General features: G+C 61.9%; 18 protein-coding genes and 1 pseudogene. 15 read left to right on the forward strand and 4 right to left on the reverse strand.

The features are described from left to right. Both NKH19_RS26065 and NKH19_RS26070 read right to left on the reverse strand, forming a co-directional pair. On the reverse strand, positions 1 to 676 hold a 676-nt coding region (locus tag NKH19_RS26065), incomplete at its 3' end, for an alcohol dehydrogenase catalytic domain-containing protein (RefSeq protein WP_352983039.1). Positions 677 to 691: 15 nt separating this feature from the next. Beyond that, complete coding sequence (locus tag NKH19_RS26070) at positions 692 to 1,612, reverse strand: 2-hydroxyacid dehydrogenase (RefSeq protein WP_352873622.1); 921 nt, start codon at positions 1,610 to 1,612, stop codon at positions 692 to 694. 173 nt (positions 1,613 to 1,785) lie between these two features. Here NKH19_RS26070 and NKH19_RS26075 point away from each other — a divergent pair, with 173 nt between their 5' ends. From NKH19_RS26075 to NKH19_RS26140, 14 genes and pseudogenes are all read left to right on the forward strand, one after another. Continuing rightward, positions 1,786 to 2,523: an SDR family oxidoreductase gene (locus NKH19_RS26075; RefSeq protein ID WP_352873620.1), complete on the forward strand. Its 738-nt coding sequence runs from the start codon at positions 1,786 to 1,788 to the stop codon at positions 2,521 to 2,523. Further along, positions 2,498 to 3,070 (forward strand): gluconokinase, encoded by a 573-nt coding sequence (locus tag NKH19_RS26080; protein ID WP_502911036.1) that lies wholly within the window; start codon positions 2,498 to 2,500, stop codon positions 3,068 to 3,070. The genes NKH19_RS26075 and NKH19_RS26080 overlap by 26 nt, the downstream gene beginning before the upstream one ends. Beyond that, a complete protein-coding gene (locus tag NKH19_RS26085; RefSeq protein WP_352873615.1) occupies positions 3,067 to 3,951 on the forward strand; it encodes an NAD(P)-dependent oxidoreductase in 885 nt (294 codons plus the stop codon). Before NKH19_RS26080 ends, NKH19_RS26085 begins: the two co-directional genes overlap by 4 nt. A gap of 81 nt (positions 3,952 to 4,032) precedes the next feature. Continuing rightward, on the forward strand, positions 4,033 to 5,529 hold the full coding sequence (locus NKH19_RS26090) for a sugar ABC transporter ATP-binding protein (protein WP_352873613.1): 1,497 nt from the start codon (positions 4,033 to 4,035) through the stop codon (positions 5,527 to 5,529). Between the two features lie 18 nt (positions 5,530 to 5,547). Continuing rightward, positions 5,548 to 6,603: an ABC transporter permease gene (locus NKH19_RS26095; RefSeq protein ID WP_352873611.1), complete on the forward strand. Its 1,056-nt coding sequence runs from the start codon at positions 5,548 to 5,550 to the stop codon at positions 6,601 to 6,603. Between the two features lie 29 nt (positions 6,604 to 6,632). Then, positions 6,633 to 7,565, forward strand: a complete 933-nt coding sequence (locus NKH19_RS26100) for an SMP-30/gluconolactonase/LRE family protein (RefSeq protein ID WP_352983042.1) — start codon at positions 6,633 to 6,635, stop codon at positions 7,563 to 7,565. A 74-nt stretch (positions 7,566 to 7,639) separates the two neighbouring features. Continuing rightward, positions 7,640 to 8,755, forward strand: coding sequence for an ABC transporter substrate-binding protein (locus NKH19_RS26105; RefSeq protein WP_352873607.1), 1,116 nt, complete (start codon positions 7,640 to 7,642; stop codon positions 8,753 to 8,755). Positions 8,756 to 8,895: 140 nt separating this feature from the next. Next, on the forward strand, positions 8,896 to 9,240 hold the full coding sequence (locus NKH19_RS26110; protein WP_352873605.1) for a hypothetical protein: 345 nt from the start codon (positions 8,896 to 8,898) through the stop codon (positions 9,238 to 9,240). Positions 9,241 to 9,900: 660 nt separating this feature from the next. After that, positions 9,901 to 11,019, forward strand: a complete 1,119-nt coding sequence (dctP, locus tag NKH19_RS26115; RefSeq protein ID WP_352873603.1) for a TRAP transporter substrate-binding protein DctP — start codon at positions 9,901 to 9,903, stop codon at positions 11,017 to 11,019. A 70-nt stretch (positions 11,020 to 11,089) separates the two neighbouring features. Then, on the forward strand, positions 11,090 to 12,193 hold the full coding sequence (locus NKH19_RS26120) for a TRAP transporter small permease subunit (protein ID WP_352873601.1): 1,104 nt from the start codon (positions 11,090 to 11,092) through the stop codon (positions 12,191 to 12,193). Between the two features lie 2 nt (positions 12,194 to 12,195). Continuing rightward, positions 12,196 to 13,566 carry a TRAP transporter large permease gene (locus NKH19_RS26125; RefSeq protein WP_352873599.1) on the forward strand — a complete coding sequence of 457 codons (1,371 nt, stop codon included), beginning with the start codon at positions 12,196 to 12,198 and terminating at the stop codon, positions 13,564 to 13,566. A 549-nt stretch (positions 13,567 to 14,115) separates the two neighbouring features. Next, positions 14,116 to 14,871, forward strand: a complete 756-nt coding sequence (locus NKH19_RS26130) for a DUF4336 domain-containing protein (RefSeq protein ID WP_352873598.1) — start codon at positions 14,116 to 14,118, stop codon at positions 14,869 to 14,871. Between the two features lie 123 nt (positions 14,872 to 14,994). Further along, positions 14,995 to 15,156: pseudogene (locus NKH19_RS26135) on the forward strand (FadR/GntR family transcriptional regulator); the annotation flags it as partial. A 536-nt stretch (positions 15,157 to 15,692) separates the two neighbouring features. After that, positions 15,693 to 18,272, forward strand: a complete 2,580-nt coding sequence (locus NKH19_RS26140) for an AMP-binding protein (protein ID WP_352983046.1) — start codon at positions 15,693 to 15,695, stop codon at positions 18,270 to 18,272. Here the strand turns inward: NKH19_RS26140 and NKH19_RS26145 are convergent. Then, positions 18,247 to 18,693: a hypothetical protein gene (locus tag NKH19_RS26145; RefSeq protein ID WP_502911037.1), complete on the reverse strand. Its 447-nt coding sequence runs from the start codon at positions 18,691 to 18,693 to the stop codon at positions 18,247 to 18,249. The genes NKH19_RS26140 and NKH19_RS26145 overlap by 26 nt on opposite strands. 197 nt (positions 18,694 to 18,890) lie before the next feature. On the opposite strand from NKH19_RS26145, the gene NKH19_RS26150 reads away from it, so the two are divergent. Continuing rightward, positions 18,891 to 20,243, forward strand: coding sequence for a hypothetical protein (locus tag NKH19_RS26150; protein ID WP_352873594.1), 1,353 nt, complete (start codon positions 18,891 to 18,893; stop codon positions 20,241 to 20,243). A 141-nt stretch (positions 20,244 to 20,384) separates the two neighbouring features. Here NKH19_RS26150 and NKH19_RS26155 read toward each other — a convergent pair whose 3' ends face one another. Beyond that, positions 20,385 to 24,575, reverse strand: coding sequence for an autotransporter outer membrane beta-barrel domain-containing protein (locus tag NKH19_RS26155; protein WP_352983048.1), 4,191 nt, complete (start codon positions 24,573 to 24,575; stop codon positions 20,385 to 20,387). Positions 24,576 to 24,825: the final 250 nt, after the last annotated feature.

Here is a 24,825-nt window from a genome sequence, read left to right on the forward strand (position 1 = left end):
TTGCGGGTTCGCTTGCTACTTGCGGGGGGGGGGGGCCGCCTTTCCCCCGCCCCGCCCCCCCCCGCCCCCCCTTTCTCGGGGGGGCGCCGACGCCGGGCGCCGGGGGGCCCCCCGCGGCGAGAATGCAAAGCGCGCCGATCGGCCCGCAACCGGTGACCAGGACGCGCTTGCCGAGCAGCGAGCCGGCGCGGTTGAGGGCATGCAGCGTCACCGCGAACGGCTCGGCGAAGGCAGCTTCGTTGATGGAAACGTGATCCGCGACCTTGTGGCATTGCCACGCCTCCGCGACCAGGCGCTGGCGGAACGCCCCTTGTATATGCGGCATGGGCATGGCGCTGCCATAGAAGCGCATGTTCAAGCACTGGTTCTGCATGCCTTGCAGGCAGTAGCGGCAGGCATTGCAGGGCCGGCTGGGCGAGATAGCCACGCGGTCGCCGACAGCGAGGGTGGAAACCCCGCCGCCCATCGCCTGCACCGTGCCGGCAACCTCGTGGCCAAGGATCATGGGTTCACGAAGGCGGATCGCGCCGAAGCCACCATGGTTGTAATAATGCAAGTCCGAGCCGCAGATACCGCCCGCTTCGACGGCGATCTCGACCTGCCCATCGCCAGGAACGCCCGGATCGGTCTCTTCGATCCTCAGGTCTTTTGCCGCATGGATGACGATCGACTTCATGAACGCGATCCTTTCTCAAACGACCGGTGTCAGCAAGGATTGCCCGCCGAAATGGGCGGCGAGGTTGTCGCGGACAAGTCGACCCATGGCTTTGCGGGTCTCAACCGTGCCGCTGGCGTGGTGTGGTTGCAACACGACGTTGGAAAGCTTCAGAAAGCGCTCGTCGATTGTCGGCTCATTCCAGAACACGTCGAGCCCGGCGCCCTTGATCGCGCTGGATTCCAGCGCGGCGAGCAGCGCGGTCTCATCGACCGTGCTGCCGCGCGAGATGTTTATCACGATGCCGTCCGCTCCGAGCGCTGCCAGGATCGCCGCATTGATGATGTGTTTCGTGCTTTCGCCGCCCGCCAGCGTTACGATCAGAAATTCGCTGTCGCGCGCCAGTTCGAGCAGATCGCCGACAAAAGTATAAGGAAGATCGTCGCGCTTGCGATTGTCGAAATAGGAAATTGCGCAGTCGAAGGCAGCCGCGCGCCTCGCCACCGCCGCACCGACGCGGCCCATGCCGACAACGCCCAGCCTTTTTCCGCAGACACGCGTAACCAGCCCCATATTGCCCTTGCGCCAGCTTCCATCGCGCACATAGGCGTCTGCCTGCGGGATTTTTCGCGCGACGGCGAGCAGCAGCCCGATGCCGATATCGGCCACATCCTCGGTCAAGACATCCGGCGTGTTGGTGACACGGATGCCGTTCGCCCTGGCGTAGTCGAGGTCGATGGCATCGGTGCCAACGCCATAACAGGAAACGATTTCGAGCTTCGGCAGTTTTGCCATCAGAGCGGCGCTGGCGCCCAGCTCGCCGCGCGTGGCGATGGCGCGGATCGCGCCGGCGTGGCTTGAGAGCAGCGCGTCCTTGTCCTCTTCCTGCCAAAGCTTGTGGACGCGATATTTCGCCTCAAGGTCTCCCATGTCCCAAGCCGGATAGGGGCCTGTCATCAAAATGTCGGTCACCGCGTCATCTCCTGTGCGAGTTCATTTTTCCCATTGACTATGTTATCGATAACATTCATGTCAATAGGGTCTGGCCGCGGCGCGATGGAAATCGCACCACTTCAGGGGACATTCTTCGGGAGGAGCATTTGAGCAGTTCATTGTTCGATTTGACCGGCATGCGGGCGCTGGTCACCGGCTCGGGTCAGGGGATCGGCCTGGCGCTGGCCGAGGGGTTGGCGCAGCACGGCGCCGAAATCGTGCTCAATGGACGCAGCGCCGAAAAAGTCAGAACGGCGGCGGATGCACTGACAGCGAAGGGACACAAGGTCGACAGCGCCGTCTTCGACGTCACCGATCACGCAGCGGTCGTCAAAGGCGTCGCCGAGATCGAGGCCACGCTCGGCGCGATCGACATCCTTGTCAACAACGCGGGCATGCAGTTTCGGGCGCCGCTCGAGGAGTTTCCCGCCGACAAGTGGGATGAATTGCTGCGCACCAACATCTCCAGCGTGTTCTTCGTCGGGCAAGCGGCGGCGCGGCACATGATCCCGCGGCGGCGCGGCAAGATCATCAATATTGCCTCGGTGCAGAGCGAACTGGCACGGACGAACATTGCGCCCTATACGGCCACGAAAGGCGCTGTGCGCAACCTGACGCGCGGCATGTGTGCCGATTGGGCGAAGCATGGCTTGCAAATCAATTCCATCGCGCCGGGTTACTTCAAGACGCCGCTCAACCAGGCGCTGGTCGACAATCCCGAGTTTTCGGCCTGGTTGACCAACCGCACGCCGGCGGGGCGCTGGGGCAATGTCGGCGAACTGGTCGGCGCGGCGGTTTTTCTGGCCGGCCCGGCTTCATCCTTTGTCAACGGACACACGCTCTATGTCGATGGCGGCATCACAACCTGCCTTTGAGCCCCCGCTCATCGTCGTGATGGGCGTCAGCGGCTGTGGCAAAACGAGAGTCGGCGTCGAGATCGCCGCGCGGCTTGGGCTTGCCTTCGTCGAAGGCGATACGCTGCATCCGCGCGGCAATGTCGAGAAAATGTCGGCGGGCATACCGCTTTCCGACGATGATCGTTGGCCTTGGCTTGACCTGTTGGGTGCAGCCTTGCGCCATGCGGATGAGGAAGGCCATGGGCTCGTCGCGAGTTGCTCGGCGCTGAAGAAATCCTATCGCGATCGCCTTCGCCACGGGTCTGGCGGGCGGTTGCTTTTCGTATTTTTGGACGGGTCACATGCCTTGCTACAGGCCAGGATCGCCGAGCGACGCAGCCATTTCTTTCCACCGGCGCTGCTCGACAGCCAGCTCGCCACACTGGAGTATCCCGGCGACGAACCGCTGGTGGTCACGGTGGACATCGCCGCGCCCGTCGACAGGATTGCCGATGCGGCGTTGCAGGGGCTGGGCGCCTTTGGGGTCGCCCCTGTCAGGATCAAGGAAAAAGGCACGTTGAGATGACGCAAGCAGTAAAAGTCGCCGTTGTCGGCGCCGGCATCATGGGGTCGGCGATCGCCACCCGTCTGATCGAGACGGGGCAAGTGGTTACGGTATTCGATCTGGACAAGGCAAAGGTCGCCGCCCTGACTGCAAAGGGTGCGGCTGCCGCCGCGTCAGTTGCCGAGGCAACACGGGTGAGCAGCTTCGTCATCCTCAGCCTCAACCATGCCGATATCGTGCGTTCGGTGGTGTTTGGCGATGGCGGTGTCGCGGCGAGTGCGTCACCCGAAAAATTGCTGATCGACATGTCCTCGATCGATCCTGCCGACACCGCGCAAATGGCCAGCAGGCTCTCGGCCGAGACCGGCATGAAATGGCTCGATTGCCCGCTTTCGGGTGGCGTTCCGGGCGCATTGGCCGGCCGGCTGACTATCATGGCGGGCGGTGAGGCGGCCGATTTTGAACACGCCCGTACGGTGATGCGGCATCTCTGCGCCAACTACACGCTCATGGGGCCGAGCGGGGCAGGGCAGACGACCAAGCTGATCAACCAGCTGTTCTGCGCGGTGCTGTTCCAGGCCGTCGCCGAAGCCGTAAAACTCGCCGAAGCGGGCGGAGTCGATCCGAAGGCGATCCCGGAGGCGCTCAAGGGCGGCCGTGCCGATTCCAGCATCATGCAGGAGTTCATGGGGAAGTTCGCCGCCCGCGATTTTTCGCCGACCGGCCGCATCGACAATATGCTGAAGGATCTGGATTCGCTGCAGGCTTTCGCGCTGAAGACCAAGACGCCCCTGCCGATGACAGGGCAGGTCGTGGAGCTTCACCGCCTGCTGTGCGCCGCCGGACTGGGGCCTAGGGATTCGGCCGAGATGATGCGACTGCTCGACGGCAAGATAAGCTGATCGGGGGCCTTCGATCTTGCCGCTTGACGCCCGGAAATGTTATCGATAACATAATTTTGCGATCTCGGGAGGAAACGCTTCGTGGCTGAGGAAAAACTGATCGAGTTCAAGTCGATTACGAAGGAGTTCGGCGGCACCCGCGCGCTCTCCGACGTGACGCTCGATCTGCACAAGGGCGAAATTCTGGCGCTGCTCGGCGAGAATGGCGCCGGCAAGTCGACGCTGATCAAGACGCTCGCCGGTATCTACCGGCCCGATGGCGGCCACATCCTGTTTCGCGGCGAGCCCTATCATCATCGGCCGCCGCGGCCGAACCAGCGCCAGTCCGTCGCTTTCATTCACCAGGATCTCGGCCTGATCGAATGGATGACGGTCGGCGAGAATGTCGGCCTCGCCCAGGGATTTTCGCTTCGCTCTGGTCTGATCGACTGGCGTTCCACCGAACAACGTGCCCACGAGGCGCTGAAGCTCGTCGGTTGCGACTTCGACCCGACGACGCGTGTCCAGGACCTGACGCGCACCGAAAAATCACTGGTCGCCATCGCCCGCGCCTTGGCCACCGAGGCCGATGTGCTGGTGCTCGACGAGCCGACCGCCAGCCTTCCGGCCGACGAGGTCGAGCGGCTTTTCGACGCCATCCGTCCGCTCAAGCAGCGCGGCGTCGGCATGATCTATGTCTCGCATCGCCTCGATGAGATTTTCCGCATCGCCGACCGGGTCGCCGTGCTGCGCGACGGCAGGCTGGTCGGTGAGAAGAAGGTCGCCGATACAAAACCCGACGAACTGGTCGAGATGATCGTCGGCCGTCCGGTCAGCCAGGTTTTCAGCAAGGCTCAGACGCAGGCCGGCGAGACGATCTGCGCCGTGCGCGACCTTGTCTGCGCCGGCGCCGGCCCGGTATCTTTCGACGTGCGCAAGGGTGAGCTGCTCGGCCTGGTCGGCCTGCGCGGCGCCGGGCAGGAGCTGGTCGGCCGGGCGCTGTTTGGCTGCCAGGCTTTTTCTGGATCGGTGACGATCAATGGTGTTGCGCCCGACCTGTCGAGCCCGATCGCCGCCATGGGCTCCGGCGTCGGCCTGATCGCACGCGACAGGACAGAGGAGTCGATCGCGGCCTCCTTGTCGATCCGGGAGAACAGCTTCCTCAATCCCGGCGCCGGTCAGCGCGGCCTGTTCTCCTTCCTGGCGCCACACAAGGAGGCTGCTCTCGCCCGAGTGATCGGCGGCTCGGTCGGACTGCGCCCCAACGACCCGAACCTGCCGATCGAGGCGTTGTCCGGCGGCAATCAGCAGAAGGTGGTTGTCGGGCGCTGGCTCCATACCGGTCGCACATTGCTGATCGCCGAGGATCCGACCGCCGGCGTCGATGTCGGCGCCAAGGCCGAGATCTACCGGCTGATCGGCCGCGCGCTCGAAGCCGGTCTCGCCGTCGTCGTGGTGTCGACCGATTTCGAAGAGATCGCCCATATCTGCCATCGCGCTTTGGTGTTTTCGCGAGGACGCATCGTTCGCGAACTCACAGGCAACGACCTGACCACATCCGCCGTGATCACCGCGGCATCGGCTTCCGAAGCCGCCTGACTTTTCCGGAGCAAAGCCATGCAATCGATCGAATCCAGCGCACTCGAACCGACCCGCGGCGAAATGGCGGGCTTGCCACTTAGCCAGAAGATCATCAGGTTGCTGCCGGTCTACGGCCTGGTGATCCTCACCGTATTGCTGATCCTGCTGTTTTCGATCCTGCTGCCGAACACGTTCCCGACGCTGCTCAACCTGCGCTCGATCATCTCCGACAAGGCGATCATCGCGCTTTTGTCCCTGGCGGCGATGATCCCGATGGCATCCGGGCGCATTGACCTTACCGTTGGCTACGGCATCGTGCTGTGGCACATCCTCGCCATCAGCCTGCAGACCATGTTCGGCGTTCCGTGGCCGCTGGCGGTGATGATCGTGCTGCTTCTCGGCGCCGCGACCGGCTTCCTCAATGGCCTGCTGGTTGAAGTCGCCCGCATCGATTCTTTCATCGCCACGCTCGGCACCGGCACGGTTCTCTATGCCCTGGCGCTTTGGCATACTGGCGGCCGGCAGGTTGTCGGCGTTTTGCCCAACGGCTTCTACGCGCTGAACGGCACCATGGTGTTCGGGCTTCCGATCACTGGCCTCTACGTCTTGGGCATTGCCGTCGTGCTCTGGATCATCCTCGAATATCTGCCGATCGGCCGCTACGTCTATGCCATCGGCGCCAATCCGAAGGCTGCGGCGCTGAACGGCATTCCGGTGCGCCGCTTTGTCATCGGAGCTTTCATCTCATCAGGCTTCCTGACGGCGCTGACGGGTGTGCTCCTCGCCTCCAAGCTGCGCATCGGCCAGGCCAGCGTCGGGCTGGAATATCTCCTGCCGGCTCTCGTCGGCGCCTTTCTCGGCTCGACCACGATCAAACCCGGACGCGTCAATGTCTGGGGCACGATGACAGGCGTCATCATCCTGGCGGTCGGTATTTCCGGCATTCAGCAGTTCGGCGGCTCGTTCTTCGTGGAGCCGCTGTTCAACGGCGTGACGCTGCTCGTTGCCATCGGCATTGCCGGCTACGCCCAGCGCAAGCGCGGCGCCACCCACAGGGCCAGCATCAAGACTGTGGCACAGTCTTCGAAGTGACTAGCCGAACCAACCCCGTGGATCATGAAATGAGCCACTACGAGGTTCTCGACGATCGGTTCCGCAAGCTGACGATCGGGCATGCCAAGCTCGAACGGCTATGGACCGGCAGCCGTTGGGCGGAAGGACCGGTGTATGTACCGGCCGCAAGGCATTTGCTGTGGTCGGACATCCCCAACGATCGGCTGCTGCGCTACGACGAAGGCGATGGTTCCGTCAGTGTCTTCGAGACCCATTGCAACAATCAGAACGGCCACACGCTCGACCGCGAAGGCCGCGTCGTTGCTTGCGAGCATGGCGGACGCCGTGTCTCCCGGCTCGAGCATGACGGGCGCTGGCGGACGCTTGTCGAGACCGTTGCCGGCAAGCGGTTCAATTCACCCAATGACGTGGTGGTCAAATCCGACGGCACGATCTGGTTCACCGACCCGGTCTACGGCATCGAAAGCCACTACGAGGGCAAGATCGCCAGAGCGGAGATCGGCGGCTCCCATGTCTACCGGTTCGACGAGGTTTCGGGCGACGTGAGCGCCGTCATCACCGATATGGTGCAGCCGAACGGCCTGGCTTTCTCGCCCGACGAGACGATCCTCTATGTTTCGGACAGCGGCGCCAGTCACGTGCTCGGCCTGCCGCGCGCGATCAGGATTTATGATCTTGCCGACGGCCGGTCGGCGCGTGCACGCGGCATCCTTGCCGAATGCGGGGCAGGCCTGTTCGATGGTTTCCGCCTCGATCGCGACGGCAACATCTGGGCCTCCAGCGCCGACTCGGTGCGCGTCCATGCACCGGACGGAACCCTGATCGGCCGGATCCTGGTTCCCGAACTCGTATCCAATGTCTGTTTCGGCGGTCCCAAGCGCAACCGCCTCTACATCACGGCGCAGACATCCCTCTACGCCATCTACGTCAACGCACATCCGGCCGGCGTTGGTCCGGTGGCGGGCGATATCAGTCAGTGACATGACGGCAACCCCAATCGAAAGCCGAGTTCGGAAAGACCATGCAATTTCTTGAAACCAAGGGAGGTACCAACATGCAACGCAGAACATTCCTGAAATCGTCCGTCGCCTTGATGACGATCGCCATCGCTGCTCCGGCCCTGTTCGCCGGCCAGGCCCGGGCGGACGCGATGGCCGACGCCATGGCGATCGTCCAGAAATATGCGCAGAAGGTCACGGCCTGGGATGGCCCGACCACCGGTCCGAAGGCGCAGCAAGGCAAGACGATCGTCGTGCTCGCCGGCGACCTCAAGAACGGCGGCATTCTGGGCGTTACCAACGGCGTCGAGGAAGCGGCCAAGGCGATCGGCTGGGAGGTCAAGGTAATTGACGGCGCCGGCTCGATCGGCGGCCGCACCGCTGCCTTCGGCCAGGCCATGGCGTTGAAGCCGAATGGCATCGTCATCAACGGTTTTGACGCCATCGAGCAGGCGCCGGCACTGGAACAGGCGAAGGCCGCCGGCATTCCGTTGGTCTCCTGGCATGCCGGACCGGTGATCGGGCCCGACGAGAAAAGCGGCGTGTTCGCCAACGTGTCGACGGACGCCATGCAAGTCTCCACCGCTGCGGCCGACTGGGCCTACGCCGATGCCAAGGGCAAGCCCGGCGTCGTTATCTTCACCGATTCAACCTACGCCATCGCCATCGCCAAAGCCGACAAGATGAAGGCGGAGATCGAACGGTTGGGCGGCAAGGTGCTCGAATATGTCGACACGCCGATCGCCGAGACTTCCCAGCGCATGCCGCAGCTGACCACTTCGCTGCTGCAGAAATACGGCGACGCCTGGACCCACTCACTAGCGATCAACGATCTCTATTTCGACTTCATGGGGCCCTCGCTCGCCGCCGCCGGCAAAGCCGGCACCGACGCGCCGATCAATGTCGCCGCCGGCGACGGTTCGGAATCGGCGTATCAGCGCATCCGCGCCAGCCAGTTCCAGAAAGTGACGGTCGCCGAACCGCTCAACTTGCAGGGCTGGCAATTGGTCGACGAGCTCAACCGCGCCATCGCTGGCGAAAAATGGTCGGGCTATCTATCGCCGCTGCATGTCGTGACAGCCGACAATGTCGAGTTCGACGGCGGCCCGAACAATGCGTTCGACCCCGGCAATGGCTACCGGGACGAATACCAGAAGATCTGGGGCAAGTAGCCGCGCAGCGATGCGGGCGCATCAAGTGATGCGCCCGCACCGTGGCGTCATCCCACCGCAAATCCGGAACTGTCCGGTTTTTCACATTCCGCCATCGGGCGACAGCCTTCTCAACCGCAGAAAATCGGGAAACCTCCGACATGATTATTCGTTACGCCCTCTTCGAAGGGGAAATCCACGCCGGGCGCGAGAGCGAGTTCCGGCGCTTCGTCAAGGAGAGGCTGGTGCCGCTGTGGACGCAGTTTCCTGGGGCGGAAGAGGTGCGCGTCCTGGACGGCACCGCGCGTGACGACGGCGCTCCCGTCTATGCCATGGCGCTTGCCATCCGCTATCCCGACATGGATACCTGCAGCCGGGCGCTGCAGTCCAATGTCAGGTTTCAAAGCCGCGACGTGACCGGAGAATTGCTGAAAATGTTCACCGGGCGCGTTCATCATCACGTCTTCGAATCCAATGAGTACGCACCAGTCCGATCGGGACCTTGATCGACAACGTTCTCAATTGCCGCCATCGGCGAACGGCCGTATCGGTGATTGCGTGTCCATGATCTGAACCTTCGGACCTGACGTCGCGATTGGCCGAGGGACTGTATGGGACGATACGAGGCATTTTGACGATGCGGGCCCACGCCGAGGGCCGCTGCACCAATCCGCTTGAGAGAAGCCGATCGACCAACGGGCTTGTTGGTAGTGGTTCAAGTTTCCCTGCAGAAACCAGATTGCAAGCGGTCTTTGCGTCGAACAGGCCAATGATTCAATAGATCCAACAACCTCATTCGCTGCAAATATCAAGTCCGTGCGGAAAGGGCCCGATATTGGTTGCCAGGCTGTACTGGCGCTTTTTCTAGTCTCGTCTTCTGGGTTCCAAAACGCCGAAAAGCGCGCGGTTCCTCGGTGAGCCTCTTGTGAGCGTATTCACGCCGAGTCGAATCCCAAGACTTTTCGGTTTTTAACGCCCGGACGGACGCTAGCAATTTTAGTCATTGCCGGCTCGAACTCGTCGCTGGAAGGTCTCTGGGACCGGCTTCGGCACTGGCACCACAGCGCTCATTCGACATTGGCTTGGAAGGCTACATGTGCGTTAATGTCGCATGCGACGGACGTTCTGAGGTTCGGAGTCCGCCGAACTAAGGGAGGAGAAACAAAATGAAGAAGGACAAGTCACCCACATCGCGGCGGAATTTTTTGAAAACCAGTGGGCTCGCTGCTGGCGCAGCGACCGTCACCATTGCGGCGCCCTGGGTGCGCAAGGCCGAGGCGGCCGAGACGATAACCTGGAAGATACAGACCTCATGGCCGGCTGGCGTCGGTCTGGAAACCTTTCAGAAGTGGTGTGCAACGATCAAGGACAAAACGAACGGTCAGCTCGAGCTTCAGCCTTTCAAGGCCAAGGATATCGTCGGGGACTTTGAACTTTTCGACGGGGTCAAGAACGGCGTTCTGGAAGCCATGAACTCGTTCTCACTGTACTGGGCGGGAAAACTCCCGGCGACCGCATTTATGAGCTCCTATACGATGGGCCTTCGCTATCCGCATGAATGGGACATCTTCTTCTATTCCAAGGGCGGATTGCAGGTCTGTCGCGATATCTACGCCGCGCAGGGGCTTTACTACGTTAACCGCATCCATCATGGAGCCAACATCATTCACTCGAAAACTCCAATCCGCTCCTTTGACGATTTCAAGGATCTGAAGCTGCGCGTTCCGGGCGGCATGATCGCCGAGACGTTTGCCAAGGCGGGCGCCAAGACGACACTGCTGCCCGGCGGCGAGGTTTTCTCGGCATTGGAAAAGGGCACGATCGACGCCGCTGACTATACCGGCCCGGCGGTTAATTGGGCGCTCGGCTTCCAGCAGGTGACGAAGTACATTTCCATGGGTCCCCCCGGCCTGATGTCGATGTACCAACCCGTCGACTTGATGGATTTCGCGGTCAACATGAATGTCTGGAACAAGCTTCCCGACAATCTCAAGCAGTTCATCGAGGGCGAGGTACAAGTCTATTCCAACACCCATTTCGGCGCGATCCAGAAAGCCGACATGGAAGCTTGGCAGAAATTCATCGACGCCGGCACGGAAATCAATCGCCTAAGCGCGGACGACTTGCAGAGATTCCAGGAGATTGCGGTCCCGATCTGGTTCGAATGGGCCAACAAGGACAAAGATGCCGCCCGCATCTTCAAGCTGCAGCTGGAAGTCATGGAAAACCCAACGGTCGGCTACGTCACGCCCGATATGTATCAAGGCTTGTCGATCAACCTGTAGACATCGGCGCCCGCCCAGATAGAGGCGGGCGCTTTCTTTCGCTCGGTTTTCAACACCGGCAGTTGCTTCCATGCCATCACTTACCTTCGTCATGCCGCACTGGCTCTACTGGTCGACGCTGGGCGTGTTCCCGCTGGTCGCCGCCTGGCTCGTATCTCGCGAGCAAAAGCGGCGCGACGCCGGCCGACCGGGCCTGTTCCTGGCTTATCTTTTCCTGGTCACCGCCGGCTTTCTTGGGATGCACCGGTTTTATCTCAAGAGCGCCTTGGGTCTGGTCTTCATTCCGTTCTTCCTAGCGGTCCTGTGGACCAGCGCAGACATACGCACTGCCCGTGAAAGCCTGTCTCTCGCCCGCTCCGAGGCCGAGCACGCTGAACGGCTGCTCACGCGCGCCCAGTCCGACCTCGCCGCCGGCAAGGCTGGAGCAGCCCAGCGTCTTGCCAAAGCTCAAGCTGATGCCCCGCCGGCGCGCGATCGTCACGCCGCCTCGACCGCTGGTCTCCATCGCGCGAACGGATACGCACGCATCGCCGGTGTCCTGCTTGGGATTCTTCTCCTCGGCGACGCCTTCCTTCTGCCAGGTCTTGTAATGCGGCGGCGGCAACGTGAGACCATGCCGACGCCGCTATTGGCGCATCCTCTGGAGACAGGCGTGCCCCTCAGCGCGGTGAGGCCACCATTGCCGCCCTTTCGGCCGGTCGACTGGCTCGTGCGAGTGACGGGCGAACTCGTCGCGTATTGGGCCGTGCTCGCCGTCTTCGCCTACTATTACGAGGTGGTCGCCCGCTACATTTTCAATTCACCGACCAATTGGGTCCACGAGAGCATGTTCCTCATGTTCGGTATGCAATACATGCTTGCCGGCGCCTACGCCTATCGCGACGAGACTCATGTCAGAGTCGACATCGTCTACAGCCAGCTTTCGCCGCGCGGCCGCGCGATATGCGACATCATCACTTCTTTTTTCTTTTTTCTTTTTGCCGGCGCCCTGCTTGTAACGGGCTGGCGTTTCGCCAGCGACGCGATGGCGATCGGAGAGCGATCATTCACCGAGTGGGGCATCCAGTACTGGCCAGTAAAACTCACCATGCCGATCGGCGCGGCGCTGCTTATTCTGCAAGGCCTGTCCCGCCTGCTGCGCGATATCGCAACCGTGGCGGGAAGGGGCGAATAGCGATGGGGCTCGAGCTTCCGATCCTGTGGCTGAGCGTCCTCATGTTCGGCGGACTAGGCGTGCTTCTGCTGCTCGGCCTGCCAATGGCCTTCTGCACGGGCAGCCTCGCCGTGCTCTTCCTGTTTCTGTTCGGCAATTCAGCGATGCTGAATATGCTCCCCTCGCGAATCTTCCCGTTCATGACGGATTACCAGCTCTCGGCCGTGCCGCTGTTCATTTTCATGGCGGCGATCCTTGAGAAGGCCGGCATCATCGAGGAACTGTTCGATGTCGTCTACAAATGGCTCGGTGGGCTGAAAGGCGGCCTCGCCTCAGCCACCGTCATCTCCTGCACGTTGCTTGCTGCCATGGTCGGTGTCGTTGGCGCGACCGAGGTGACCATGGGAATGATTGCGCTGCCGGCGATGCTGAGGCGGAACTACGACGCCAAGCTCGCCTGTGGGGCTCTGCTCGCCGGCGGCACGCTCGGCATCCTCATCCCGCCCTCGGTCATGGCGATCGTCTATGCGGTTGTGGCCCAGCAGTCGCTCGGTGAGTTGCTCGTCGGTTCGGTTTTCCCGGGCCTTCTGCTGTCGGGTATGTATGTCGCCTACGTAACCCTGCGCTGTTACATTAACCCTGCACTGGGTCCGGCGCTGCCGGTCGACGAGCGGGTGAGCTTCGTCGAAAAAATGAAGCTGTTGCGCCGTACCATCTTGCCTATCCTGCTCATCATCCTCGTTCTAGGTGTCATCTTCCTCGGCATTGCGACACCTGTGGAGGCGGCGGGAATCGGTACCTTTGGAGCCTTTATCGTCTGCGCAGCCCACCGCCAACTCAACTGGGACACCATTCGCGATGCAGGCATCGCCACGTTGAAGGCGACCGCCATGGTGATGTGGATCTTTTTTGGCGCCACAATGTTCGTCGGCTTTTTCATTCTCAAGGGCGGCCAGACCTTCGTCGCTGATTCAATTCTCGGCACCGGACTGGCGGCCTATGGCGTGCTTGTGCTGATGATGGTGATCTTGTTCGTGCTCGGCATGTTCCTCGACTGGGTCGGTATCCTGCTTCTTACCGTGCCGATCTTCCTGCCGATATTGAAGAGCCTGCAGTTCGATGGGCTGTTTGGCCTGCCCGGGGTCGCTCCAGGCGATGTGCCGCTCTGGTACGGCATTATTTTCATGGTCAATATGCAGATGGCCTTCCTCAGCCCGCCTTTCGGCTATTCGCTGTTCTACCTGAAGAGCGTCGCCCCACCTCAGATCACCATGGCCACGATCTTCCGGTCCGCCGTTCCGTTTTTGTGCCTGCAAGCGATCGGCGTCGCTCTGTGCATCGTATTTCCCGCCATCACGCTGTGGTTGCCCAAAATGGTCTATGTGACCAATTAGACGCAGAACAACTGTATCCAACCTTCGCCACCGCCACCGCCACCAGCGGGCGAGTTGCGAGACGGGAGGCGGTGCTATAGGAGTCTGCCGCCCTCTCAAGCGTGCTCCTGTCGAACGCGAAGACGGACTCACGTCCTCCCCGGTTACGATGCGTTTACTGGGCCGTCTTTGCTGGCTGACCAACTTACGCCACGAGCCGTACAGGCAACCGGGCCAGCGCCCGCCCAACCGCTTGCGCCACTCGACCGGGCGCGCCGATCTGGTATCGAGGCGTGAGCAGCGCCGCGACAGGAACAAGGATGTCGTCATGAAGTTCCTGCTTGCGGCAGATCGCCAGCGCGCGCGGGATATGACATTGGGGACAGCTTTGAAGGAAAGGGATTACCCCAGCGTATCCGGCCGTGGGAATCGTTCAGATGAGGCCTGGTGATTTGCACCGGACGGATGCACTTTCTGAGAGGACCGATTTCGCCCAAGGATTTTCGGAGCATTAGTCAGCCTAGGCCACCCGGTAATTTCGGCTTCGCCGGCATGTTTGGAACTTGAAACATGGGTGCATCTCTCTACGAGCCAATCAACGTCTATAAGCCGCTCGCGCCGGACATCGGCATCGTCGATGGACCATTGGAATATTTGACTGTAGGCGGAATCAGGCTGCCGCTTCCGTTCACCACCCGAATGACAGTCGTGCGCCTCTCAAACGGCGACCTCTTCCTCCATTCGCCGATCAAGTTAGACGAGAGACTGGCTAGGGAACTGCGCGGCCTGGGGAGGGTTCGCCATCTCGTGTCGCCCAACCAATTCCATTATGCCCACATCGGAGAATGGGCGAGGGCCTTTCCTGAAACGATCTCCTGGGCCTCTCCAGGTGTGCGCCGGCGGGCACGGGCACGGCATGTGGATATCGACTTCACGAGAGATCTCGACGTCAGTCCGCCCGAAGAATGGCGTCGGGAGATCGACCAACTGCTTTTTCCCGGCGGCTATTTCAAGGAGTTCATTTTCTTCCATAAGCCTTCGAGGACGCTGATACTCACCGATACGATCATCAACATCGAACTGGACAAGATTTCCGAACCGTGGCGAACGGCGACCAAGATCGCTGGGATGTATCATCCCTACGGCCAAATATTCTTCGGAATGCGCCTGCCGCTGATCGTCCAGCGGCGAAAGGCGAAGGCGACCATCGCAACGATTTACTCATGGCAACCGCAGCGAATTGTGCTCAGCCATGGCCGCTGCTTTCATGCGGATGCTAACAGGGTGATCCGACGGATATTCGGAGCCCCGAACTACGAAAAGTAGTTTGTCCGTCGCGGGGGGCTCATCGCTCTTGAGTCCTGCTGCCCACACTAAAGGTCAATTGGCCAGACCAATTGACCAAATTTCGCCAAATTAGATAAAAGACGACTTGGGGAGCAGGGAGCGATGCCTACTCAGGCTATTCAGCCGCGTCGGCTCTATCGACAGGTCGCCGATCAACTGAGACAGCTGATCGGGTCTGGCGAGTTTGGCGTTGGCGATCGTCTGCCGACGGAGCGGGAATTGGCTGACCAGTTGGGAATCTCGCGTCCGACGGTCCGTGAGCGCTAATTGCGCTTCGAGGTTGAGGGCCGCATACGCCTTTGCGACTTAGGGCCACGAACGTTGGCAAGGCGCCCGCCGCCGGGGTTAGTCGGCGGCACTGGCTTGCGGGTCCCCCAGGAGACGCGCTCTGCCACGCCCTGGACCGCCTCGTGCCGGGTCGCTCTAGCTGCCAAAACCCAAATCACTCTAAAACGACCGAGCTCCGACCCTTGCAGTCGATCAGTTGCGAGCGTCGCATGACCCGATCTGACCTTTGAGGAAATTCGTCGGCTGCCGAAACTCACGCCGTTGACCCAACGGTGATCCACATTGCCCACGTTGCGAATGGTGGCAACGCGCAGTCGGTCATTGAGGTGATCTTCGCTGTTGCCCGATAGCAGACGTTGCCGGCGACAACGCTGGACATCGTAGTCTCGCCCTCCGTCGCGCGCCAACAACCGGTAAAAGTTGATGCAGTCACTCAACAAACGTGATAGCCGCCGTCCCCGACTGCACTGATGGGTGCAATAGGCCTCTTCAAATTGACGGAGATCAGGGGGATGGAGTTAACCCGGCGCTTGGAAGAACACGGCGATCGTCCGGCGCTGATCTTTCCCGGACGCACGCCGATCACCTACCGCGATCTTGCGCGGCGTGTCACAGCGTTGGCAGCCGAGTTCGGACCGGAGAAAAAGCTAGTCGCGGTAGCAGCCGAGCCGACGGAACACGCGGTCATCTCTTATCTGGCAGCTATGCACGGCAAGCACGCCGTCGCATTGATCCCGCCCTGCGACGCGTCGGCTCTGGAGGACTTCGTCGCCGACTATTCGCCTGAAATCATCTGCAGACGCGTAGACGCCCGCTGGCGCTGCCGCACGGAAGCCGGGGAGTCCAATGGCGCACCGCATCCCGATCTCGCCGTGCTGCTCGGTACCTCCGGCAGCACCGGCAAGAGCCGGTATGTTCGCCTGTCAGCCGCCGCAATCGAGGCCAATGCGGGGGCCATTGTCAGCTATCTGGAACTCGGCCATCGGGATCGGGCGGCGCTTATCCTGCCATTCCACTATTCTTACGGCCTCTCGGTCCTGAACTCTCATCTAGAGGCAGGTGCCAGCACCTATTTCCCGAAACACGGTGCCTTCCACGCCGCCTTCGCTCAAGAGATGCGCGAAGCGCGCTGTACCAATATCAGTGGCGTTCCCTATTCCTTCGAAATGATGGACCACGCCGGCTTCCGAAGGCACGACTTGCCTGAGTTGCGTTTCATGACGGTGGCCGGCGGACGCATGCAACAAGCTCTGGCCGAGACCTTTCGGCGCCATCTCGCGGACAACTCTGGCTGCTTCTTCATGATGTATGGGCAGACCGAGGCAACCGCTCGCATCGCCTATGTTCCCCCCGGCGAGCTCGAGGGCAATCTGGGCAGCATCGGCATTGCCATCCCGGGCGGCAAACTCTGGTTGGCTGATGAAGACGGCCGGCCAATCGAACAAAATGGCGAGCCGGGCGAACTCATCTACAACGGTCCCAATGTGATGATGGGCTATGCCCATCGACGGACGGATCTGGCAACGGCACACGAAGTCGCGGATTTGCGTACAGGCGACATCGCAAAGCGTGATGATCGCGGGTTCTATTCGATAGTCGGTCGCCGCAAGCGGATGTCGAAGATCGCGGGCCTACGCCTGAGCCACGACGCGATCGAAACGGCGCTTGAGAAAGCTGGGATCGCCGCAGCAGTCGTCGGAGACGATGAGCGCATTCTGGCGATGGTGACGACAGCCAATGTCGACGACGACGAGGTGCTCCAGGTCATGATGGCTGCAAGCGGACTGCCAAGGCCGCACCTCGAAGTCGGCAGGGCGACGTCGTTGCGGAAACTCGCCTCGGGGAAGATCGACTATGCTTCACTCCAGGCTCGCCTGCGAGCTCCGCGCCAGCAGATGGCCACGAATGTCCTGGACGCCTTCAGGAATGCGTTCTATCCGCGTCAAGTTGGTCCCAGCGACACTTTCGAAAAGCTCGGCGGCGACTCGCTGCTCTATGTGCAGCTCTCGCTGACCCTGGAACGTGAACTCGGGAGCCTGCCGGAGGGATGGGAAACCATGCCCCTTGGCGACCTTGCCCCAACAGCCGAACCCAAGAACCATAATCGGTCCATCGACAGTCAACTGGTCCTGCGTGCTGCCGCGATCCTGCTGGTTGTTATCCATCACGCAACGCTCTGGCCCATTCCGGGCGGAGCCGCCACACTCGTGATGTTGGTCGGGTTCAGCCTGGCTCGCTTTCAGCGCCAGAGGCTGTTCGCCGGTGATGGTCTAGCGGTGTTGCGGCCGCTGGCAGCCAACCTTGCACTCTATGCGCCCATCGTCGCGGGTTTCTCCCTGGCGCGTGGCGAGGTTCTATGGTCTTCGGTCTTTCTGAGTGGCAATCTCGGCTTTGCCGCACCGCCGCACATGGTGCCGTATCTCTACTGGTTCGTTGAGGCGTATGCGCAGACCATTCTTTTATTGGTGATCCTGTTTTCCATTCCGCAGGCGCGTTGCATCGCACATGCAATGCCGCTCGCTTCTGGCATTTTCGTGCTGGCAATTGCTGTAGCAGCCAAGTTCCTCACGCCACTCGTCTGGTACATCGGCGGGCCGCAGATATTCACACTGCCTGACATCCTTTATTTGGCCATCCTAGGCTGGTGCCTGTACTTCCTCGACACGCCGCCGAAACGGAAGGCGTTCTTTTCCGTCACCACTATTCTGTGCCTGGTGCTGGCCTGGTCGGGCGGCAATTGGACAGGTTCCTGGGTCAAGTTCATGCTGGTGCTCGGCGCGGTCTACGTCCTGCTTTTCATTCCACGCATTACATTGCCCGGTTGGGCGGCGCGCCTCATCCTGCCGGTCTCTGCCGCCAGCTATCACATCTATCTTTTTCACCGCGTAATCCCCGACTGGCTGCTTCCGCAACTCGACCTGGGCACGCAGCAGCCTTCCGGCGCGGCAGCGGCCATTTCGATCGGTCTCGCATCAGGCTTGGCAGCATTCTGGTTGCAAAAGCAATTGGTCGGCTGGCTTGCGTATCGGCGAGCCTCCCGCCGCGGTTGGCGGAGCCATGTCTTCGTCAGCCTATTGGAAGCAGCCGAATAAGACAGTGTGGCCGGAGAACGGGTACAGGATACCGCCGCGCGCGCGGATGCCGACCGCCAGCCCGCGGAGATGCTTGAGCGGGGTGGAAAGTCGCCTGGTCAGCGGGCCAGCGCATCCGAGAAGCACGCAAATGGTAGGCCCATGTTTTTTCGACCGCGACACCGATTTTCAGACCGGCGTTCAGTTCGCGCCCGAGGTCGGATTCGTGTTTTCCCGAGGCCGGAAACAGAAACCCGTCGAGGCGCCGGAAGTCGCATGCGATGCTCTCGGCCTCCCGGATTGACTCGATACGCTCGATGGCGGTCGATTGGCTTTGATAATCAAGCCGCGCCAGTTCCTCGCTGCGCAATTTGATCAGTTCCGAAAAGTAGTCGTCGCACACCGACGACAGATGCGCGGTGGTGCGGGCATGCCGGTCCACCCTCTGCCACGGCGGTCAATCAGTCGGTGACTAGGCTGCGGTTCGGCGAACCCGTCGAGATGCTTTTCGACTACCGGCGGGATAACGGGAACCTTTGTTGATTTAGAAGGTTCGAATGTAATTCGGCTGCACTCCGCTTTGCGTGGAATTCAGGCCGCGAAGCCAAAGACTGCCGATGTCTTGAGGAGGGACGTGTCATGCCTTTGCGTTTCAACGGTACAGAGATAATTTTCGCCCTTCTGCTCTCTTCAACTTTGATTCCCGCCGCCGCTCAAATGAGCGCTAAAGGAAAAATAAGCGGGAAGGATTTCGACAACGCTGCCGCCGAGCAGGCCAAGCGATATCTGGAAGAGGGCCGCGAGACATTCCGCTTCGACACGTTCGGCAGCGAGGAATTTTGGGGCGGCAAACTTAAACTCCACGAGGCGATCGCAGGTGAGAAGCTGGGTGGCATCGGGCCGGGCCTGAGCCCACAGAAGGCCCTCGAACTCGGCTTAAAGGTCGACGTGAACGCTATCCCCAAAGATGTGGCCGAGGCGCTCAACAAGGGCGAGGTTGATCTCGCCGATCCGGCAAGCACGCTTCTACTGCTCAAGGCCAATGCCGTGGTCGGGGTGACCGGATTCTTCGCCGAGGACGGAAAGACGCTGACGTCGGTGGGTATCCAGTGCGCGGTGTGCCATTCGACCGTTGATGACGCTTACGCGCCTGGTATCGGGCAAAGACTCGATGGCTGGCCCAACCGCGACCTCAACATCGGGGCGATCGTTGCCCTGGCGCCTGATCTCACGGCGCTCACCGAGATGCTGCAAATACCCGAAGCGGACGTGAAAAAAGCGGTGAAGGCCTGGGGGCCCGGCAAATTCGATGCCGAACTGAACCTCGACGGCAAGGCTTTCCGCCCGGACGGCAAGACGTCCGCCACGCTCAATCCGCCCGCATTCGGATTGGCCGGCGTGAACAATCACACGTGGACCGGAGCGTGGGGCACAGTGAGCTACTGGAACGCTTACGTCGGCAACCTCGAGATGCACGGGAAGGGCGTGTTTTACGATCCGCGTCTTGATGACGCTGAGAAATATCCCGTCGCAGCCAGAACGAAGCAGGGCCACAAGCAGGACAAGGAAGACCGGATCACCGCCAAGCTGCCGGCACTTCACTTCTATCAGCTCTCGCTGCCAACCCCCAAACCGCCCGAGAGCGTCTTCGACAGCGCTGCGGCGCAGAAGGGAGAGGCGCTCTTCAATGACAAAGCGAAATGTGCGACTTGCCACGTCCCGCCGCTCTTTACCGAACCGGGCTGGAACCTGCATACGGCCGACGAGATCGGCATCGACGACTTCCAGGCGATGCGATCCCCGGACGAGCGCTACCGGACCGCATCATTACGGGCACTTTGGAACATGGAAAAAATCCACAAGGGAGGGTTTTACCACGACGGCCGGTTTGCCACCCTCCACGACGTTGTCGAGCACTATGACGGCCATCTCGGCCTTGATCTGACCGACCAGGAAAAGAGTGATCTGATCGAGTACCTCAAGTCGATCTGATCAGCACTCGGCGCGCCAGAGGAGCCTCGGCGCAAGCGCCGCCAGCATCAGGGCGACGCTGGACGGAATGTGTGTGAACAGCCACGGCTGCTGTTCAAGAGCGGGACGTCGCTGCTTGTAAGTACCAGCAGCGGGCTTAGCTCACCACTTGACGCGGAAGCCCAGCGAGCCGGTCAGCGCGTGACTATCACCGAAGTCTTCCAGGCCCGTTCGGGCGACGGCTTCGCCAAACACCGAGAACCTGTCGTCGGCCCAGTTGATGGTGCCGCCGATGCCCAGGCCGCCCCAGAGCTGCTCGTTGCGGCTCGAAAGGCTGCTGCCGGCGAGGTCGACCGACGAGCCATCGCCGAAGTCGTAATAAAGGTTGGCGATGCCGTAGAGGTTCCTGCGGCCGGCGCGGCCCGTGCGGTCCTGCCACTGCGTCTGGTGGTCGAGCGAGAGGCCGAGGCGGCCGAGCAGGCTGTCGTTGGAGCCGGGAGCAACCCTTGCGCCGAACGCGTCGGTGAAGGCGTCTAGGTCGACGGAGGACCAGGCCAACTGAGCTTGTGGCGTCAGCGACCAGCTCGGGTCGAGCATGATGCGCCTGCCCGCTTCGACGCCGAGCGCGTAGCCGACGCCGTTGTTGCCGTCGGCGAGCCGCTGTCCGGCGGTCGCCGAGTCGAGATTGCTGTCGTACCAGATCACCTGTGCCTGGCCGTCGAGGTAGAAGCCCTCCGCGCCGTACCAGGTCAGCGAGCCGGAAACGCCGGTGCCGGTCGTATCGATCGACCCGCTGCCGAACACCGACGACACATCGGCGGACACCGTGCCATACTGGAAGGCAACGCCGCCGATGAGCCGACCGGCCGCGCTGTCGGACAAAAGCATGTCGGCGCCGGTCTGCAGCCTCCAGGTCGAGGTGTCGTAAGTCGTTGCGGTGGTGGAGCTTTGCGGATCGTAGGAGCCGCTGGTGCCTTCGATCCTGCCCCACAACCCTATGCCGGCCTCCGCCTTCACATCATCGGAGACCCCGTCGGCGCCTTGCGCTTCGATGGTCCATGAGCGGTTGCCGAGCCGCTGCTGCAATGTGCTCAGTTGGTTGAAGCTCTGCAATGTACCGGCATAGGCCTCGTAGAGTGGCGCGCCGGCCTGATAGAGCGGAGTTCCGGGTCCGCCACCATCGATCAGCGCGGAGCGCAAATACCAGTCGCCGTCGGTGGGCGTGCTCGTGCCGCCCTGGTAGAGCCTGTAGGCATAGGCGCCGCCGACGACCGCCGCATCGCCTTCGAAGGTGTAGTTGCCCTTGAGCGCGAAGGTTCCGTTCGAGACGCCGCCGACATCGACGATCTTGATGCCTTCGAGCGTTTGGTCTCCCGCGCCGCCGAAATTGGCGACCTGGAGCGTACCCGTCCCCGATGTGCCGCCTGCGACAACGAGCATGTCGGTCACCGAACCGTCGGCACCGAGCGCGGTGTTGAGGACGATGGTGCCGCCATTGCCGACATAATCGCCGCTGATGGTCAGCGTATTGCCGAGACCTCCGCCGGCGATGCGCACCGTTCCGGCGTTGGTCAACCCGGCAAGCGTCTGGGAGGTGCCGGCAAGGTCAAGCGTGGCGCCAGAGGCGACGGAGAACTGCGAGGAGGAACTGAATGCCTTGGCCGCGCCCGCGGCGAGCGTGCCGCCGCTGACCGACGTGGCGCCGGTAAATGCCGAGTTGTCCGAGGCGAGCACCAGAATGCTCTGGCCATCCTTGACGAAAGTGCCGGCGCCCGAGAGCACGCCGGCATAGCTGGCATTGGCCGTCTGGTCGAAGGTGAAGGAGCCGCCCGCGCCGATCGAGACATCGCCGCCGAAGCGCTCGGCCGCCGAGACGAGGCCACCCTGGTCGATGGTCCAATCGAGCAGCGAGGTGCCTGCAAGCGTCAACGTGCCGGCGCCGTCCTTCACCATTGTGCCGGTGCCGGAGATATCGCCGGCAAAGCTGGCGTCCGCCGTCTGGTCGAACACGACAGTGCCGGCATTGCCGATGTCGCCGCGGATCGAAGCCGCGTTGCCTACCAGCGTGCCGGCGTCCACCAGCGTGTTGCCGCCATAGCTGTTCGTTCCGGTGAGGGTCAACGTGCCGGCGCCGGTCTTGGCAAGGCTGCCGGCGCCCGAGATCGCGCCGGACAAAATGAGGTCGGCCGCGGTGTCGAAGGTGCCGCCGGCCGCCGCGAGCGTGATGTCGCGCGCCGAGAAGAAGACGGCGGTGTTGCGCAGCGTGCCGCCGGCGAGCGTCAGGCCGCCGGCGGCAGCGCCGAGATTGTTGTCGGCCGAAACCGAGAGCACGCCGCCCGAGACGGTCGTGCCGCCCGTGTAGGTGTTGGCGCCGGAAAGCACCAGCGTGCCGGCATCGGTCTTGGTGAGGCTGCTCGCCCCGGTCAGCACCGAGGCGATGGTCGCGGTATAGCCCGCCCCGGCCGGGGAGCCGTCGCCGACCCGGATGATGCTCTCGCCACCGGCGCCGGCCAGCGTTGTGGCGTCGCCTTCGATGCGGTAGCCGTCGGCGGCGAACTGCATGCCGGTGACCGCCAGCGCGCCGGCGCCATCGCCGGCGATGACGGTACCGCCAAGTGTCTGGAAGATGGCAAAGCCGGGCTGCGGCTTCATGGCTCCGTTGACTAGGCCGGTGCTCGTGGTCCAGTTCGGGCTCGTCGCCGTCCAGGTGCCATTGCCGCCGTCGACCAGATCATTGTTGGCATTGCCGGCCGCGTCGCCGTCCCAGAACAACAGGTCGTTGCCGACGCTGCTGATAAGATTGACCTGGTTGGCGACGGAGGTCTGCACCGACAGGTCGGCCGCCGTGACGTTGACCGGCAGATTGCCGAACTCAAGACCATTGTCGGTCAGCGAGCCGCCATAATTGATCAGCCGATAGACGCCGGGGCCGAAGCCGCCGACATCGGTGATGTCGAGGCTGCCGTCCAGAGTCAGGTTGCCGGTCACCACGATCAGATCGTTGACGCCGCCGCCGACAATGCCGGCTTGGCCGAGCTCATAGTCAAGGGTCGAGCCCGAGCTCAGGCTGAGCGATCCCACCGTCAGCGTGCCAGGGCTGGAGCCCGGCGCCAGCACGCCGCCATCGGCGATAATGACCGCGCCGGCAATCGAGCCGGAGCCGCCCAATGTGCCGCCGCTGTTGACGGTCGTCTGGGTGTTGCCGAGCGCGCCCTCGACGACAAGCTTGCCGCCACTGACCGTGGTTGCGCCGGAATAGGTGTTGGCGCCGCCCAGGATCATGGTGCCGCCGTTGAGTGCCAGTCCACCGCTGCCGGAGATGATGCCGGAAAAACTATCGTTGGTGTCGGTGATCGTAAGCGTCTTGGCGCCCAGAGTGACGGCGCCGCTGCCGGCGAGGCTCTGAATGCTGGTGCCTGTCGGGGTAATGGCCGCGATATCGAACGTTCCGTCCGCGAGCACTCGGCTTGAATCGGCAACGGCGCCGGCTCCCTGAAGCGAGAGTGTGCTGCCGGCCTGGATCCAGGTCTCGCCGGAATAAGGGCTGTTGGCTAGAAGGTTGAAAATGCCGCCGCCTGTTACGGTCAGGCCACCGGCGCCAGTAAACCCAGAGGTAGCGTCGGTCCCCACGGTGAAGCCGGCGGTATCGACGGTCAGCCCGCCAGCCAGTACGCTAAGTTCAGTGCCCGAGAATCCATTGATGAAGGTCGCATTGTTCGCTCTTGCCTTGAGAATGCCATTGTCAAAATTGGCCTGCGCCGCGCCGAAGCCGTTCCGCAGAACGGCCGTGTCCAACATGCCGCCGCTGATGTTGAGCGTGCCGGAAGAGGTGACACCCACGCCTAAGATCGTGGTGCTGGCGACGACTTTGCCTCCATTCACAACGTTCAGCGTACCGTTTCCTTGATAGCCGACACCAAAATTCCCGCTGCTTATCGTCCATAGCGATCCAGCCCCGGTGACGGTGACGGTTCCGGTGCCGCTGGCTTGATTTCCGATCCGCGGGGCTGACGCGCTTGTAAGCGTGCTGCCGTTCTGGATCGTCAGACTGCCCGACCCGCTATCGCCAACGTACAGGGAGCTCGTCACACCAATTGCTGGGCCACTCACGCCAAGCACTGTCGGGTTAGGCGATGTCGTGTTGATCACGACGGAGCCGCCTGAGGGGGCTACGCCGCCCGACCAGTTGCTGCCCACCGTCCAGTTGTTGCTCGTCGTTCCAGTCCATTGCTGAGCGGAGGCCGAGGTCAGTGAAGCGCCGATCGCCAGCGCTGTCAGGCCGACGCCCGCCAACAGCTTGGTCATTGTGCCGCCCCGATCTTCGATCGTTTCGCCGCCGGCAGCCGTGCTCATATGAAATTCCCCCAACAGAGCCAAATGCGCCTCGCAGCGTCGACCCTGATTCCGATCGGGTAAACGCAGCACGAAAGGGTACGGCCTCGCAACAGGCTTATATTCGGATCGACTACCAAAAAACTAATCCTAGCAAGGAAAGGCAAGTCTGTGTTGGTGACGTCACAGCGGATTTACTTGTATTAGCTTCTGCTTATTTAAACGAGTAAGCTCACCGAACTATGCGAAATGGGCTTGCTGGCTCCACGGC

Source organism: Mesorhizobium sp. M1338, from assembly GCF_040318045.1.
GTDB lineage: Bacteria > Pseudomonadota > Alphaproteobacteria > Rhizobiales > Rhizobiaceae > Mesorhizobium.